We start from the raw sequence: 16,698 nt of genomic DNA on the forward strand, positions 1-16,698 counted from the left end.
TCTGTGGGATGAAGATTGCTGCACCGTCGGAAAACGACGTACCGTCGGTGCAGCAGATCGCTTACTGTCCGTAGGTCGATACATCGACCTTCGACAGTACTTCGGTCCAGTAAAGATCGGACAGTGCATCAGCGTCCTGCACGTCTTTCACCAAACCAACCCATTTTGTCATGAGCTCACGCACCTTCGAGACACTTTCTTCACCGCCCGTAACGCCACGCTCGGCGTAGATGTCAACGACGTTCGAGATGTCTTCGTTGATCCACTCGACGCTTTGCGTGCGCAAACTTGCTTCTGCCTCGTGGAAAGTGATCCCCTGTTCCTTGGCCTTGGCAATGTTGTCTCGTGCCTCACCATAATAGGCCCAGTTCATTTCCGCCGCCACGACGGCAGACCCTTTCAACATCGCGGTTCTGCCTGCGTCATCAAGGCCAGCCCATGTATCGGCGTTCACATTTGTAAGACCTGATACAAAGGAAGACCCCGGCAGGTTTGTCGTGATGTCTGTCGCCACATCAATAAAGCTGAAGTTCGTCAGCTCCGACGCTGATGATGCCGTACAGTCAATGACGCCCTGGTTCAGCGCCTCGAAAGTCTCGTTGATCGAAATGGAGACGGGCGTGGCCCCCATCGCCTCGATCCAGCGGCTCCAGAAGGCACCAGGCGTGCGGATACGAGCACCCTTCAGATCCTCGGCCGAAACGACCGGTTTTGTGCACTGCAGCATGTAGGGGGGTGTCCCCGCACCCGCTGTGTAAACGTGGTTCTGGGCCGCAAACTCGCTCAAGCAGTCGCCACAGTTGAACATGACGTATTCCATGATCGCGCCGGTGAAAGCAAAGGCCATCCGATCAGGGTCGCCTTCCACCACTTCACTAAAGCTAGCCAGCTCGGTCACGAAGTTTGTATTGGGGAATTCGGATAGGAAATACGGTGTCAAAACAGTTGTTATGTCGGCAATCCCGTCACGTACACCCGATGTCGACTCCAGAAAGTTAAGCAAAGACAGTGGGAAAACCTTTACCGTGACGTCGCCGCCAGATGCCTCTTCTACCGCATCAGCATACGTCTCGATCGCCTCTGTCGGCAGCGCGCCCGGGGGCCAGCCGATCGCATAGCGTAAATCGCGTGCCTCGGCCGATGTCGAGAATGTGCCCACTGATGCTGCTGCAAGAACCAAAGCAGACGCGCTGCTTTTGAACAATTTAGAAAACTTCATTTAACTTCTCCCTTTGATTTTCAGTAAGTCGTCGGTTTTCCCCGACTTGTTGGTGACTGTCTGTGCTCCGAAGCGACGCAGCGGAGCGGTCATTCGGCTGAGATACTCCACGAACCGCAGCCAGAATTTAGCTTAAAGCGCTTCGACGATGGTGACGTTCGCCAGCCCGCCGCCCTCGCACATGGTCTGCAACCCGTAGCGTTTTCCGCGGGCGCGCAATCCATGCACCAATGTCGCCATCAGCTTGGCACCCGAAGCGCCCAATGGGTGACCTAGCGAAATGGCCCCGCCATTGACATTCAAACGATCAGGGTCGGCACCTGTGTGCTTGAGCCAAGCAAGAGGGATCGAGGCGAAGGCTTCGTTGACCTCGTAAAGATCAATCTCGTCGATCGTCATCCCTGCGCGGGCCAAGGCGCGATCGGTGGCGAAAAGCGGCTCTTCCAGCATGATTATCGGATCGCCACCCGTTACCGTCATGGACCTGATCCGTGCGAGGGGGGTCAGCCCGTGGGCCTTGACCGCCGCGGCACTGGCAATCAAAACCGCCGAGGCACCGTCGCAAATCTGGCTGGCGTTGCCGGCGGTGATCACGCCGCCCTCTTTCAGCGTCTTCACGCCGGCCAGCGCCTCCATCGAGGCGTCGGCACGGATGCCTTCGTCTGCCCGGTGCATTTCGCCATTCTCGAGCTCAAGGGGCACGATCTCTTGGTCGAATGCACCTGCTTCGGTCGCCTTCGCCGCGCGCTGATGGCTCAGCAAAGCAAAGGCATCAAGATCCTCGCGGCTGAAGTTATGCTTGCGCGCAATCGCTTCGGCACCGGAAAACTGGCTAAAGGCCACGCCGGGATATTTGGCGTCAAGACCCGGCGACTTGGCCGAGCCGGGCTCGAAGTTTCGCGTGAAGACGCCTGTGGTCCCCATCGGTACCCGCGACATGGATTCAACGCCCGCAGCAATCACCAGGTCCTGAGTGCCGGACATGACGGCCTGCGCCGCAAACTGGATCGACTGCTGGGAAGAGCCACATTGACGATCAATCGACACCGCCGGTACGCTTTCGGGCAAGGACGAGGCCAGCACCGCGTTGCGACCGATATGCAAACCTTGTTCGCCACTTTGGCCGACGCAGCCCATGATAACATCCTCAATGGCAGCGGGATCGATGCCGGTATTCTGTACCGTGGCGTCCAAAACGCGCGCGGCCAGATCGACGGGGTGCCACCCGGACACCTTGCCGCCACGACGGCCACCAGGGGTGCGCAATGCAGAACAGATATAAGCTTCGGTCATTTTATTACCTTCCTTTACGTAGGGCACAGAACGCCTGCTTAGCCGCCGAAACGCGCGGCACGCTTTTCCATGAATGCCGCGACACCTTCGGCAAAATCGGGGTGATTGCCCGCGTCGCGTTGTAGAACACGTTCCAATTGCAGGGTTTCGGTGAAACTGGAATCCGCCGCTGCCCATGCAGATTGCCGGGTCAGCGCTAGTGCACGGGTTGGCCCGTCCGCCAGTTTTTGCGCAATCTTCATCGCTTCCGCCTCGACAACGTCATCCTCGAACAACCTGGTGATTAGGCCCCACTCAAACGCCTTTTCCGCCGGTAGTTTTTCTGCAAGCATCATCAATTCCATTGCCCGCACCCGTCCAACCGAGCGCGTCAAAAACCACGCTGCGCCGCCATCGGGAACCAGCCCGATCCGCGCAAAGGCCTCAAGAAAATAGGCCGATCGACCGCAGGTAATGATGTCACCGGACATCGCCAGAGACGCACCTACCCCCGCCGCTGCACCGCGCACCGCTGTGATGAAAGGCACTGGCAAGGTCCGGATCGTTTCAACCAAGGGGTTGAAGGCGTCCTCTAGTGTTTGACCTGCATCCAGTTCCCCGTCACCGGGGGCAAGATCGCCGGACAGGTTGGCCCCAGAGCAAAATCCGCGCTCTCCGCCCGCCAGAATGATGCAACCGGAAACCTTGGCCTCGGCACGCAACACTTCGCGCAGGGACAGTGCCATCGGCGTATCAATGGAATTCAACGTCTTGGGATCATTCAGGCGCACCGTGCTGACACGCCCCTCGCGGGTGACTGCGAGCCGGTCATCAAGGGTAGAATTTGTCATCGGCGGGGCTCCTTTAATTTCGGGGATCGGGTTGGCTATTGCCATTTCGGTGCCGACCAATCGGGAAAGATGTCGGGCAAATCTGTACTGACCTTGTCGGGAAAAACCGCCGGACGCTTTTCCGTGAAACTGCGCACACCCTCTGCGGCATCGGCGGAGGCGCTTCGCAGTTCAATCGCAAGGCTGTCGACGCGGTGCGCCTGCATTGGGTGATCGGCACCCAACATCCGCCACATCATCTGACGTGTCAGCGCGACAGAAACCGGGGCGTTGTTTGCGCCTATTTCCTCGGCTAGTTCCTGCGCGGCCCCAAGCAGATCGGCGGGTTTGTGGACCGAGCGTACCAATCCGGCGGAAAGTGCTTCCTGCGCATCAAAGATGCGACCCGTCGTGCTCCATTCCATCGCCTTGGAGATACCGACCACACGCGGGAGGAACCACGATGAACAGGCCTCTGGCACAATGCCACGGCGGCCAAAGACGAACCCGAATTTGGCATCCTCGGAGGCAAGCCGCATATCCATCGGCAACTGCATCGTGGCACCAACGCCAACAGCCGCGCCGTTGACGGCGGCGATCACGGGTTTGAGGCTGTCAAAGATGCGCAAGGTCAACAGACCGCCGCCATCGCGCACGATGCCGTCGCCTATCTTGCGCTTTTCCACATCCACAAAGCCCTTGGTCCCGCCGGAAATATCCGCACCGGCACAAAACGCCCTGCCCGCCCCGGTCACCACAACAGCGCGCACAGCGTCATCTGCATCGGCCACATCGAAGGCGTCGATAAGCTCTTGCATCATCTCAATCGTGAAGGCGTTCAACTTTTCCGGCCGATCAAGGGTGAGCGTCATGACCCCGCCCGTCAGATCAGTTCGTACAACAGCCATCAGTTCTCTCCCTTTAGCGGTGCCGCAACGCTGCGCGGCGTCGGATCGGGAATGTTGCCGCGTCGGGGGCCAAGGTAGCCGAACAGCCATGCACCGACTTTTCGCATCTGGATCTCTTCTGCGCCTTCGGTGATGCGGTAGCGGCGATGATGGCGATAGATATGTTCGAACGGTTTGTGCCGAGAATATCCGATGCCGCCATGAATTTGCATGGCGCGGTCTGCGGCCTCGCAACACAGACGGTTGGCCTGATAATTGCACATGCTCACCTTGTCAGACAGTTTCTTGGCGACCTCGGGGTGTGGCATGCGGTCCATCTCCCAGGCTGTCTTGCGGATAAGCTGCCGCAGCATTTCTGCCTGCGTGGCCAATTCGACCAAGGGGAATTGGATCGCTTGATTTGTCGCCAGTTCTTTGCCGAATGGTTTGCGGGCGCGGGCATAGCGCACGGATTCCTCGATACAATATACCGCAGCCCCCAGCGAACTCGCCGCCTGCCGAATGCGGTTTTCATGCACAAATGCCTGCGCCAGCGCCAAGCCGCCGCCCTCTGGCCCGAACATCAAATCATCCGGCACCCAGACGTCGTTGAAACTGATCCGCGGATGATCGGTGGGCATGTTGAAGGTCCAGAGATATTCCTCGATCTTCAGCCCCGGTGTCTGGGCAGGAACCAAGAAAGCGGTGATCCCATCCGCCGCGCCATCTTCGCCAGAGGTGCGCGCGAAGGTGACGCAATGGGTCGCGGTGTGCATCCCCGTGGTCCACATTTTTTCACCGTCAATGCGCCAGCCGGATTTGCCATCGCGGGTTTCGCGAATGGCACGGGTTCCCATATGCGTGGCATCCGACCCATGCGCTTCCTCGGTCAACCCGAAGGCCATGCGGATGTCGCCACTCAGCGCGCCCGAGATGAATGTCTGCTTTTGCGCCTCTGTCCCGAAATCGCGCAGCATGACGATGACCGGGAAATTGCCAATTACCGAATGCTCTGACTGCAGGTCGTTGAACAGCCCCAGCCCCTTGGCGGCCATATGCTCGCGTACGACGGCCATGGCCAGATTGCCGCCGTCCTGCCCGCCGAATTCCGCAGGCAGGGAAAAGCGGTACAGCCCGGCCTTGTCGGCGCGCCGGACGGCCTCGGCCATCAAGGCTTCCCACTCGGGCCGGGGCAGCCCGCCGTTTTCAAAATCGGTGCGAGCGTATTCCCGGCGATGGTCGAAAAACCGTTCGTTATCGTCCTCGGCCTGCAACGGTACGATTTCTGCTTCGATAAACGTATCAAGGCGGGTCACAAGATCGGTAATTTCAGAAGGTAGATCAAAGTTCATCTGCGGGTGTTCCTTGTGTCGATTGGCGGCGGCTCGGGTGGCTCTGCTACGGCAACCCTCGCCTGCGCTGCGCCAATGCCCGCAAGCGGGCTGCCGCGGAAAACTCCGGTTGATCGATGTCGATCTTGTTCAGCGTGGTTGCGATCAACAGGTCCGACAGCCCCGGCGTTGATAGATCCGCTTCGCCGTTTTCAATCTGTGCGCAAAGACGCGCGGTCAACGCGTCCAGCCCGCCCGTGTCACCCACCAGCGCCGACAGCATCCGGGCCTCGTCGCCTTCGGACGGCTCCGCCCCGATCTGGCGCCGGACCAGTTCAACCGCGCCTGCCGCGACCTTGGCCTCGAACCGGGCATGCGCAGGCAGTGCATCCGCAGCGGTGTCACGCAGCCATGCAGCAACGGCCGCCAAAATCGCGTTGGGGCTTGGCTGGTCCTGCATCATGCGGCCCCTTCCAGCAGATGAAGCAACAATATCGCTTCTGTTTCCGAGGCGCGCCGCGCGATCACATGACGTTCCACGCTGGTGTCAGTACCTTCGCGCACCCACGCGGCCATCTCTTCGATGATGACACCCCACCGCAACGCCGACAGAATTTCCCACCACCGCACCGTAGCCGGATCGACAGGATCACCCCCTGCCGCTTCATACCCTGCAAATAAATCCTCGCGACGGCCCAAACCGCCAACGGGATCGGCATTACCAAAGCGCCAGCTTTCCATGCAGAGCCAACCCATGTCGGCCATCGGATCACCGATATGCGCCAGTTCCCAATCCAGAACGCCGCGCATCCCTTCAGGGCCAAACATCAGATTGCCCATGCGGAAATCCCCATGCACCAACTTTGGCGCGCGCGGCTCTGGCGCATTTTCGGCCAGCCAGCGCAGCGCCAGCGAAAAGACCGCGCGCGCGGCGCCGAATGCGCGGTGTCGATCGGCCAGATCATCCAACACCTCGCGCGGAGACAGCACGGGAATGGGCAGGCCAGTCGGGTCGCTCTGGTGAATTCTCGCCAGAATTTCACCGGCCTGACGGGCGAACTTCGCCCGCGCCGGGGCATAGCTGTCGTCGCGCAGGATGCGATGGGGCAGCGCCTCCCCGTCGATGCGCACCATGACAAAGCCTGCACCGATGCCGTCAGCTGGCGTCAGCTCATGTTCGATCTGTGGTGCGGGTACGCCTGCTGCAACCACGCGTTTGATCACTCGGGCTTCGGCCGCCATGCCGATGCCGGTGCCGCCCGACCGCGCCGCGGCAGGTTCGCGGCGCAAGATCAAGTGGTGCCCCTGTCCACCATCCATTTGAAAAGACCAGGTTTCCTGGCTGGCCCCGCCCGATAGCCGCCGCAGCCCCTTGATACCCTGCGCCGCAGGATCGAGGGTGGGCACCAGCCGCGCCAATCCGTTCTCGAGGACCGTCTGAGGATGCAAGATGTCTTGTGCTGCGTTCAATTCACCTGCCGCTCGCGGCCCTCCCAATAGGGCGCGCGCAGGTCGCGCTTAAGCAGCTTGCCGGACGCATTGCGCGGCATCACATCAATGACGTCAATCGCCTTGGGACATTTGAATGCAGCGAGCTTACCGCGCATCCAAGCCAGCACTTCTTTCTCGTCAAGGGTTGCATTGGGCTTGAGTGTCACAACGGCCCGAACGGCCTCGCCCCACTTGGGGTCAGGCACGCCAATCACAGCTGCCTCACTGATGGAGGGATGCGCATATAGGGCGCTCTCCACCTCGGCCGGGTATACATTTTCGCCGCCGGAAATGATCATGTCCTTGATGCGGTCGTGGATAAACAGGTAGCCGTCCTCGTCAAGATAGCCCGCATCGCCCGACAGCAGCCAACCGTCGTCGCGCAGCGTCTTGGTCGTCGCCTCTGGGTTCTTCCAGTATCCCAGCATATTTGCCGGTGCCCGGACGGCCACTTCGCCGATCTCGCCAGCTTTGACGGGTTTCCCGTTTGGGTCGAAAATAGCGATTTCACACCCCATCGCGGGTCGCCCGGCGCTACGCATCCGCTCGGATCCCTCGGGCACGTGGTCCTCTGGTGGAAGTATCGCAATCGTGCCCGTCGTCTCCGTCATGCCGTAACATTGGATAAACTGGCAACCAACGACTTCGATGGCCTCTTTCAGTAGCGGCAGGGGCATGGGCGCAGCACCGTACATCACGGTTTTGACGCAAGAAAAATCGACGCGCTTTGCTTCTGGGTGCTGGATGACGATCTGCAAGGCAGCAGGCACTACGAACAGCTTTGAAACGCGCTCTGTGTGGATTGCATCAAGGGCTGCAACAGGGTCAAACTCTCGGAGGATGACGCTGGTACAGCAGTTCACAAAGGCGATTGTCCAAAAACCAATGCCGCCGATATGCGCCAAGGGCATCGCAACAAACCCGATATCCTCGTCGTCCCAGTGGTCATAGATATGTTTGACGGCCAGGGAGTCCAGTTTCGGCTGTAGCAAGTTACTGTGGCTCAGTAGCACGGCTTTCGGCACTCCTGTGGTGCCGGATGTAAACAAAACCATAGCCGGATCATGCGTTGAAGCGCGGTCAACAACAGGTTCGCTCGACTGAGCATCACGCCATGCCTCGTATGTTTCCCAAGGTCCATCGCCCTCCTCCATAGCGAGGATCTGAATGTCCGGAAGTGCTGCGTTGATTTCCTTGATCGCTTCCGAGAACTCAGGCCCGAAGAAAAGCATCTGTGGCGGGTATTGGCGTAAAATCTCGATGATCTCGGCAGGTGCAAGCCGCCAGTTCAAGGGCGCGAACATCCCACCGACGCGCGTCGCGCCGATGAAAATCTCGAAGACGTGGTCGCAGTTTTTCCCAAGGTAAGCGACGACTTTGGCGTCGCCCGCGTCCAAGCCGTGTGCAACCTGATCAACGTGACGATCAAAATCCTTGAAGGTCGTATCGCGTCCTTCAAACCGATTGCAGATCTTGTCAGGTGCGCGCTGTGCAGCGCTTCGTGCGACCGCGCTAATCGAGCTCATTGCCTCTGGATCAATCATCTCGTCTCCTCCCGACGTTACCGACATCCTCATCGCCCGGCGGAGGGTACCGCGCTGCGACACAGCCTTCTTGGTATGCGAAAACGTCGCGCTTAATTACCAATCGTGATGGGCGACCTCCCAGACCAAGCACATCACATAGGCATATTAGCTACGCAGTTAAGTTACGCCTGTAAAGTGGTAATTGTGTAGTTAATGAGGTTTTTGAAACCATGCGCCACCGATATAAAGAACAGTAATATCACAAACTCTAATGCGATCCCCTAGCCGATCTCGTCGCAAAGGAGGCGCGACTGGCAAGCTTCAATGGCTTCTTGGCTTGAAGTGCGACCGAATCATCCGTGACATTCTGATCGGCACTGAGTAATAAGGTTCTACCTACAGGAGTTAGTTGAGCAATGAATTCAAAGGTAGCCGCAGTCACCGCACCCCTCGAAGAACGTGCGTCAACAAGAGATGATTTGCTCACCGCCGCAAGCGAGCTCATGTGTGAACGGGACACCTTGCTGGTGCCCATCATCGATATTGCGGCGAAGGCTGGGGTGAACTCTGCTTTGGTGAAGTATTACTTCGGCAACAAAAGCGGCTTGATGCGCGCCCTTCTTCACCGAGATCTGGCGGAAGCGGTCACCCAGCTTGAAGCCTTGGTCGAGATGGACATGCGCCCGACCGCGAAGATGCGGTACCATCTCTCCGGTCTCGTCAACATGTACTTCAAATACCCTTACTTGCAGCGCCTGCTGACCGCGACGATGCGCGACGAAACCGAAGAAGTCAGACGGACCATGATAAAGTCGTATATCGAACCGATCCATGACGCCTACAAGCGGATGATTTCCGAAGGTGTCGCGGCAGGAGAGTTCCAATCTGTCGACTACAAGTTCTTCTACTTCATCGTCATCGGGGCATGTGACCAGATATTTTCATCCCGAGAAGTGCTGAACTATATGCACGGCGTCGATAGAATTGATGACGACATACGCCGCTCCTATACGGAGCAGATGATCGCGGTCATCTTGGGCGGCCTAATGGCGCGTAGCTGATATCGCGGAGGTGAGATAGCCACACCTCCGCACCACATTTCTACGCTTTGGCAGTGGCGAGAGATTTGCCGACCGCACGGAAGTGATACTCACTATCTCCGAACAGCGCATTGATTGTCAGGATACGCTTATGAAAGTGACCGATGCTGACCTCGTCCGTCATACCGACGCCGCCATGGGTCTGAATAGCCGCTTCGCCGATGTCCCGGCCCAAGGCACCAATCTGCCCTTTCAGGATCGAAATATCCTGCGCGCCTACCTGTCCGGCATCCATCAGCGCCGTCGTGTACAGCAGGCAGGAGCGGGCCTTTACATAGGCGATCTTCATATCTGCCAAGCGGTGCGAAATGGTCTGAAACGTGGCGATAGGCGTGCCGAACTGTTTGCGCGTCGATGCATATTCGCTTGTCAATCGCAGCAAGGCCCCCATAGCGCCCACGGCTTCAGCGCAGAGCGCGACGATTGCCCTAGAGATCACTGTTTGCAGCACGCTATGGGCATCTTCGGCGATCCTGCGCTTGGACGGGATTTGAACCGCATCGAAGGTGATATGCGCGGCGTGGCGGCCGTCAATGGTAACGAAAGATGTAATGCTGACCCCTTGCTGTTTTGGATCGACCATAAACAGGGATAGGCCATCCTTGTCAGGTGCCGTGCCGCGCGTTCGTGCCGATACGACAAGCGTGTCGGCCTGCGCGCCCCCAAGGACCATCCGCTTTTCACCGCTCAGCGTGAATCCGTCCGCTGCCTCGGTTGCGGCCAAGGAAACAAGTGCCGGATCCGCGATCCCCTTCCCCTCTTCATGGGCGAAGGCTGCCGTTTGTTCACCCGTTATGATTTTGGAAAGTTGCGCTTGCGCAGCAGGGCTATCGGACTGCCCCAGACAAGACCCCGCAAGCAGGATCGAAGAAACATAAGGCTCGATCAGCAGATGCGCCCCAAAGGGTTCAGCCACAGCAACGACATCCGCCATCGACCCACCAAACCCGCCGACATCTTCGGCGAAAGGCAGGCCAAGAATACCCATCTCGGCCAGTGCCTGCCAAATCTCGGGCGACCACGGGTGGCCGGATTGCAGCATTTTCTGACGGGTCTCGAAACCATAGCTCCGCTCCAAAAGGCGCTTCACGCTCTCTTGCAGCATCTTCTGTTCTTCGGTCTGAGAGAAATCCATCTGAGTACCCTTTCAAGCGATCTGCAAGCTGCGCGCGATCAAGTCGCGCTGAACCTCATTGGTGCCCGCGTAAATCGTCGTCGCACGGCTGTTGAGGTAAAACGGCATAGCGATCAGATCCAGCTCGCTTCCCATCGGATCCACCCCCGCCCCCACGGTCAAGGCGTCAAGCTGCATGGACAGCCCCTCGAGCCCGGCCACCCGCGTCATCATCACCGACACACGTTGGATCAGTTCCGAGTTCATGGTCTTGGCAATCGAAGGCAGCGCCGGGTCGTTGACCATCTCGTGACCGCTCATAATCAGCCACTCGAACTGGGCGAGCGTCGCGACATCCGCGTACAATGCGCCGAGGTCGCGCTGGAACACCGGGTCGTCAGACAGCTTGCCGCCAAAGGGGGATGTTTCATTCTGCGCCGCCTCGGTGATCCGTTTCAGATAGCGGACCAGAACGGGGCTGTTGGCCGATCCGTTACGTTCGTGTTGCAGCAGATGTTTGGCAACGCTCCAGCCTTCGTTTTCTGCCCCGACCCGACCGGATTGCGGCACGCGGACATTGTCGAAAAACACCTCGCAAAATTCAGCGTGGCCATCCAGCCCCTTGATCGGGCGAATGTCCATGCCGGGAAAGTCGGTCCTGTCCAGCAGCAGAAAGGTGATACCTTGCTGCTTTTTACCCTCGCTGCTGGTGCGCACCAACATGAACATCCGGTTCGATTTATGGGCGAAGGTTGTCCAGATCTTGCTGCCGTTGATGATGTAATCATCCCCATCCGCAACCGCGCTACATTTCAGTGATGCCAAATCGGAACCGGAGTTCGGTTCCGAATACCCTTGCGTCCAATAATCCTCCCCCGACAGGATCCGGGGCAGGTAATTGGCCTTTTGCTCTTCGGTGCCAAGGTCGATCAACAACGGCCCCACCATCTTGAGCGAGTTCGGCAGCAAGGGCGGCAGATCCCGCTTGCGGTATTCTTCCTCGAAAATGGTGCGCTGCTCGGCGGACCAGCCCGTACCACCATATTTCTCGGGCCAATCGGGCGCGGCCCAGCCTTTTTCGTTCAGAATGGCCTGCCAAGCTGCCCCTTGTTCAAACGGTGCAAAGGCGCTGGTGGTTTTACGCCCGGCTTCGCGGATCGCGTCGGTGGGGGCCGTGTCCAAGTAGGCTGCCACCTCTTCCCGGAACGCGTCCAGTTCCTCTTTGGTCTGGGTCGTCATCCTGCAATCCTCCTGAAGAAATTCGTCCGAAACGCGCCGGATTTACTTTTTGGTGAAGGCGGCGATCCGCTCCGCCATGTCCGGGCCGATGCCGGCAGTCTCCATCACTTCCCACTGCAATCCCGCATCCATCGGGCGCATGTCTGTCGCTTCAAGCAATTGCTTGTTCGCGGCATGGGAAAACGGGGAATTGGCGATGATGCGGGCAACCAAACCTTCGATCTCGGCGTCGAACTGATCAAGCGGAACCGCATACTCGGCCAGCCCGATCCGCACCGCTTCATCGGCGTCGATCATGTCCGCCGTAAACATCAACCGCTTGGCCGTGGCGATGCCCACGCGCCGAGGGAGCCGCTGGCTCATCCCCCAGACGGGGGTCAGGGCCCATTTGGCGTGGGTGTCACCGAAACGGGCTGTATCCGCCGCGACGATGAAATCAGCGGCCAGCGCCACTTCGAGCGCGCCGGTGTAGCAATGCCCATGCACCGCGGCGATCACCGGCTTTGGCAGCTTTTCCATCAGCCGCAAGGTTTCGGAATGCCACCCGGCTGACGGCACATCCTCCCCTTCGGCAATATCGCCAAGGTCATGGCCCGCCGAAAAACACTTGCCTGTACCGCGCAAGACAACGCAACGGACCGCGTCGTCATCGCGCAGATCAATAATATGCTGGCGCAGCTCCTTGAACAGCGAGACGGTCAGAGAGTTCAACTTCTCCGGCCTGTTCAGCGTCAGAACCGTCCAACCGTCCTTGTCCTCGCGTAGTACCAATTCAGCCAATGCACTCTTCCCTTTCTCAAACCGTCGACCCTTACGCAACCAGTCGTGCAAGCCGTGTAGAGATGATGGATTCTGCGTCCGCCACGATCCGCGCGATCAATGCCTCGCAGGTGGGGACATCGTTGATCAGCCCTTGCACCTGCCCCGCCCAGATCAATCCTCTGTCGAGATCGCCAGACATCAAAGCTTCGCGGCCTTTGACACCGGAGACATAGGGTTGGACATCGCCAAATTCGGCACCCGGTTTCGAGCCGATCTCGACCACCATGTCAGAGACCGAGTTTTTGGCAACGCGGCCCGTGTTCTTGAACCCCCGGAAAATCAGGTTGGTGTCCCGTTCCCCGTTCGCCACCAAAAACTGTTTAACCTTCTCATGGATCGGCGCTTCTACCGTTGCACAGAACCGCGTTCCCATATTGATCCCGTCGGCCCCCAAGGCCAAAGCAGCGGCAAGCCCGCGGCCATCGCCGAACCCGCCTGACGCAAGCAAAGGCACATCAATCTGGTCAGCGGCGGCAGGGATCAAAACCAGACCGGGCACGTCATCTTCGCCCGGATGGCCCGCACATTCGAACCCGTCGATAGAGATGATATCCACACCCATCTTGACCGCCGAAAGCGCGTGACGGACCGAGGTGCATTTATGCAGGATCGTAATGCCATGGGCTTTGAAATCCTCCACATGCTCCTGTGGCCTGCCGCCTGCGGTTTCTACGATCTTGACCCCCGCTTCGATGATCACACGGCGATAGTCGCTGTAAGGCGGCGGGTTCACCGATGGCAGCACGGTCAGGTTCACGCCAAACGGTTTGTCCGTCATAGTTTTGCAACGCTCGATCTCTGCCGCCAGGGCGTCAGGCGTTGGCTGGGTCAGGGCGGTCAAGATACCAAGCCCCCCGGCATTCGAAACCGCGGCAGCCATCTCGGCGGTGCCGACCCACATCATGCCACCCTGTACAATCGGGGTTTCGATCCCCAGCATTTCGGTGACCCGCGTATGAAGAGCCATCAGAATATCCCCGCTTTCATAATGGTTGAATTCAAACTGAAACGGACAGGGCTCATTCGCCCTGCGCCTTTTTCCAATCCCGTTTGACCTTTTTGGCCAGCGACCATTTGTGCACTTCGGTCGGGCCGTCATAGATCCGGAACGCGCGCACTTCGCGGAACACCTGTTCGACGATCGTATCGCCAGTCACGCCCTGCCCGCCCATCACCTGAACGCATCGGTCCGCGACCCGCATCAGCGCCTCGGACACAGCCACCTTAGTCATGGAACTTTCGACCGTACCCAACTCGCCGGTATCCAGTACGTCCGCGCACCAGTAAACCATCTGCTCGGCCTGCTTGAGGTCGATCATGTTCTCGGCCAGCATAAAGCCGACACCCTCGTGATCCACCAGCGGTTTGCCAAAAGCCATACGCCGGTTGGCATAGTCGCTCGCGATCTCATTGGCGCGGACCGCCGCACCGAGCCAGCGCATGCAATGGGTCAGACGCGCAGGCGACAGACGCACCTGAGCATAGCGGAAACCTTCACCGCTTTCGCCCAGCATCTGGCTCGCAGGGACCCGCAGATTGTCGATGTTGATGACCGAATGTCCGCCGATCATGGAATCGTCGATGGTGTCCAGCACCCGTTCAATCCGGATCGCGGGATCAGGCAGATCGACAAGGAACATGCAGGCCCCGTCCTCGGATTTTGCCATGACAATGCCAAGCCCCGCCCCATCAGCGCCGGTGATCAGCGTCTTGCGCCCGTTGATAACCCAGTGGTTCCCGTCCATCTTGCAGGTCGTCTGCATCATCATCGGATCAGACCCGGCACCCCCTTCGGCCGCGGGCTCCGTCATGAAAAAGGCGGATCGCATCTTGCCTTCGACCATCGGTGCTAAAAACCGCTCTTTCATCTCGGCCGATCCGACCTTGCCCAGCAGATACATGTTGCCCTCGTCGGGCGCGCCCACGTTGCAAGCGACCGGGCCGAGCGGCGACAGGCCCGACCGGATCAACACACATGCTGTTTCAAGGTGGGTCAGATGCGTGCCGTCCTCGAGGATATGGGGCGTCATCACCCCCGCCTGTCGGGCCGCCTCCTTCATCTCGTCGCCAAGCGCTTCCGTCGGGCCGTGGCTGTTGCGGCGGCCGTCCTTTTCATACGGAACGATCTTTTCGCGGACGAAAGCCTCTACGCGGTCGGCGATTTCCAACGCCCGTTCGGACATCCGGCTGTTATCGAGGGTAAAAGTCATTTTCGGTGATCCAGTTCTTGTCATCAGAGCGGTGAGTCTGGGCGTTATATGCTGCCCCAGCAAGCTTTAACGCTCAGTTCCAGTATTCGTCCTTGAGCTTTCGTTTGGTCAGCTTGCCTGTCGGTGTTCGCGGTAGGTCGGTGCGAAAGTCGATGCTTTTCGGCGCTTTGATCCGGGACAGATGAGAGCGGCAGTATTCCATCAGTTCCTCTGACTTTGCCGCCGACGGGGCGACACCATCTTCAAGCTGCACGACCGCCTTTACCTCTTCGCCCATTTCCTCGTTGGGAACGCCAAACACCGCGACATCTGCAACGTCAGGATGGCACGCAAGCAGATCTTCGGTTTCTTGCGGATAGATGTTCACGCCACCGGAAATAATCGTGTACGACGCACGGTCTGTGAGAAAAAGAAACCCTTCCTCGTTCACATGGCCGACGTCCCCCAGCGTCGAACACCCGGGACGCAAGTAAGCCTTGGCGGTCTTATCGGGATCTGCGCGATAGGAAAATTCGATACCGCTGTCGAAATAGACATCGCCTATCTCTCCGGCAGGCAACGCCCTGCCGTTCTCATCGACCACAAGTATGTCACCAATCAGGGAACGCCCCACTGTGCCCGGATACTTCAGCCAGTCATCCGAGGTCGATACGGTTACCCCATTTGCTTCGGAACCTGCGTAATATTCAATCAGGATCGGACCAACCCAATCCAGCATCTGTCTCTTGATCTCTTGCGGGCAAGGTGCTGCCGCGTGGAAAATCACCTTTAGCGAGGAAAGGTCATATGCCTCGCGTTCAGCACGGGGCAGACGGAGCATCCGCACAAACATCGTTGGCACAACCTGAGTATGCGTCACCCGGTGTCGATCGATCAGTCGTAGCATTTCGCTGGCGTCGAACCGCTCCATTATAATTGATTTGCCACCAAGCATGACCGCCATCATTGATGTGCGCAAAGGGGCTGCATGATAAAGAGGAGCCGGCGACAGATAGACGCTTTGGTCGTTCATATTCGCCATCGTTTCACACAGCACCGTCATCAGCGGCGGTATGACCGTTTCGATTGGCTGGCGGGTGAATTCGCGCACCACGCCCTTGGGCCTCCCCGTCGTACCTGACGAATACAACAGGTCCGCGCCCACCGTCTCGTCTTGGATTGGATCACTGGGCATATGGCGCACCAAGGCGTTCCAGTCCATTTCCGGATCGTCGCATTTCCCGCTCACAAAAATTCTAACATCCGGACAAGCGCTTTGGATTGCAGGAAAAAGCTCCGCATATTTGGACGACAGCACCAGCACTTTCGCTGCGCAATCGCCTACGATATAACTGATCTCGTTCGCAGTCAGATGGCAGCTTATGGCGGTGTAGAACACCCCCGACCGCTGAGCCGCCCATGTGAGCACAACAAAATCCAGACAGTTTTCAAATAGTAGTGCAATGTTTTCGCCGGCTTCCACCTGCAGTTTCCGAAAGCCATGCGCGGCCTGGTTGGATCGCTTGTCCAGCTGCCCAAAACTCAGGGTTTCGCCGCTACTTGCCATTTCATAGGCAATTTTATCAGGATTAGTTTTGGCCGTGTAGGATGGATGCTTCATGACGCGACCACAGCGTTTTCCGGTGCGCGGCGCATCTTGCCATCTTCACGATTTGCG

General features: G+C 58.5%; 15 protein-coding genes. 1 reads left to right on the top strand and 14 read right to left on the bottom strand.

Features of this window, described 5'->3' with window-relative positions; all coding sequences use genetic code 11:
- Nucleotides 1-61: 61 nt before the first annotated feature.
- The 8 genes from ABM428_RS14875 to ABM428_RS14910 form a co-directional block, all read right to left on the bottom strand.
- Nucleotides 62-1,219: a C4-dicarboxylate TRAP transporter substrate-binding protein gene (locus tag ABM428_RS14875; RefSeq protein ID WP_168593030.1), complete on the bottom strand. Its 1,158-nt coding sequence runs from the start codon at nucleotides 1,217-1,219 to the stop codon at nucleotides 62-64.
- Between the two features lie 132 nt (nucleotides 1,220-1,351).
- Nucleotides 1,352-2,512 carry an acetyl-CoA C-acetyltransferase gene (locus ABM428_RS14880; RefSeq protein WP_353628524.1) on the bottom strand — a complete coding sequence of 387 codons (1,161 nt, stop codon included), beginning with the start codon at nucleotides 2,510-2,512 and terminating at the stop codon, nucleotides 1,352-1,354.
- 38 nt (nucleotides 2,513-2,550) lie between these two features.
- Nucleotides 2,551-3,342, bottom strand: coding sequence for an enoyl-CoA hydratase-related protein (locus tag ABM428_RS14885; RefSeq protein ID WP_353628525.1), 792 nt, complete (start codon nucleotides 3,340-3,342; stop codon nucleotides 2,551-2,553).
- 35 nt (nucleotides 3,343-3,377) lie between these two features.
- On the bottom strand, nucleotides 3,378-4,229 hold the full coding sequence (locus ABM428_RS14890) for a crotonase/enoyl-CoA hydratase family protein (RefSeq protein WP_353628526.1): 852 nt from the start codon (nucleotides 4,227-4,229) through the stop codon (nucleotides 3,378-3,380).
- Nucleotides 4,229-5,560 carry an acyl-CoA dehydrogenase family protein gene (locus ABM428_RS14895; RefSeq protein ID WP_353628527.1) on the bottom strand — a complete coding sequence of 444 codons (1,332 nt, stop codon included), beginning with the start codon at nucleotides 5,558-5,560 and terminating at the stop codon, nucleotides 4,229-4,231. The genes ABM428_RS14890 and ABM428_RS14895 overlap by 1 nt, the downstream gene beginning before the upstream one ends.
- A gap of 46 nt (nucleotides 5,561-5,606) precedes the next feature.
- Nucleotides 5,607-6,002, bottom strand: coding sequence for a DUF6285 domain-containing protein (locus tag ABM428_RS14900; RefSeq protein WP_353628528.1), 396 nt, complete (start codon nucleotides 6,000-6,002; stop codon nucleotides 5,607-5,609).
- A complete protein-coding gene (locus ABM428_RS14905; protein ID WP_353628529.1) occupies nucleotides 5,999-7,009 on the bottom strand; it encodes a phosphotransferase family protein in 1,011 nt (336 codons plus the stop codon). The genes ABM428_RS14900 and ABM428_RS14905 overlap by 4 nt, the downstream gene beginning before the upstream one ends.
- The gene (locus ABM428_RS14910) at nucleotides 7,006-8,574 is read right to left on the bottom strand and encodes a long-chain-fatty-acid--CoA ligase (protein ID WP_353628530.1); all 1,569 of its coding nucleotides are present in this window, start codon (nucleotides 8,572-8,574) and stop codon (nucleotides 7,006-7,008) included. Before ABM428_RS14910 ends, ABM428_RS14905 begins: the two co-directional genes overlap by 4 nt.
- Nucleotides 8,575-8,972: 398 nt before the next feature.
- Here ABM428_RS14910 and ABM428_RS14915 point away from each other — a divergent pair, with 398 nt between their 5' ends.
- Nucleotides 8,973-9,617: a TetR family transcriptional regulator gene (locus tag ABM428_RS14915; RefSeq protein WP_005848303.1), complete on the top strand. Its 645-nt coding sequence runs from the start codon at nucleotides 8,973-8,975 to the stop codon at nucleotides 9,615-9,617.
- A 40-nt stretch (nucleotides 9,618-9,657) separates the two neighbouring features.
- Here the strand turns inward: ABM428_RS14915 and ABM428_RS14920 are convergent, their stop codons facing one another.
- From ABM428_RS14920 to ABM428_RS14945, 6 genes are all read right to left on the bottom strand, one after another.
- On the bottom strand, nucleotides 9,658-10,791 hold the full coding sequence (locus ABM428_RS14920) for an acyl-CoA dehydrogenase (protein WP_353628531.1): 1,134 nt from the start codon (nucleotides 10,789-10,791) through the stop codon (nucleotides 9,658-9,660).
- Between the two features lie 12 nt (nucleotides 10,792-10,803).
- Entirely contained in the window at nucleotides 10,804-12,009 is a 1,206-nt protein-coding gene (locus ABM428_RS14925) for an acyl-CoA dehydrogenase family protein (protein ID WP_353628532.1), read from the bottom strand.
- Nucleotides 12,010-12,051: 42 nt separating this feature from the next.
- A complete protein-coding gene (locus ABM428_RS14930; RefSeq protein ID WP_353628533.1) occupies nucleotides 12,052-12,789 on the bottom strand; it encodes an enoyl-CoA hydratase/isomerase family protein in 738 nt (245 codons plus the stop codon).
- A gap of 31 nt (nucleotides 12,790-12,820) precedes the next feature.
- Nucleotides 12,821-13,798, bottom strand: coding sequence for a nitronate monooxygenase family protein (locus tag ABM428_RS14935; RefSeq protein ID WP_288960596.1), 978 nt, complete (start codon nucleotides 13,796-13,798; stop codon nucleotides 12,821-12,823).
- Nucleotides 13,799-13,850: 52 nt separating this feature from the next.
- Nucleotides 13,851-15,014: an acyl-CoA dehydrogenase family protein gene (locus tag ABM428_RS14940; RefSeq protein WP_353628558.1), complete on the bottom strand. Its 1,164-nt coding sequence runs from the start codon at nucleotides 15,012-15,014 to the stop codon at nucleotides 13,851-13,853.
- Nucleotides 15,015-15,114: 100 nt separating this feature from the next.
- Nucleotides 15,115-16,641, bottom strand: coding sequence for an acyl-CoA synthetase (locus tag ABM428_RS14945; RefSeq protein ID WP_353628534.1), 1,527 nt, complete (start codon nucleotides 16,639-16,641; stop codon nucleotides 15,115-15,117).
- Nucleotides 16,642-16,698: the final 57 nt, after the last annotated feature.

Source organism: Sulfitobacter sp. TCYB15, from assembly GCF_040435955.1.
Lineage (GTDB): Bacteria > Pseudomonadota > Alphaproteobacteria > Rhodobacterales > Rhodobacteraceae > Sulfitobacter > Sulfitobacter pontiacus.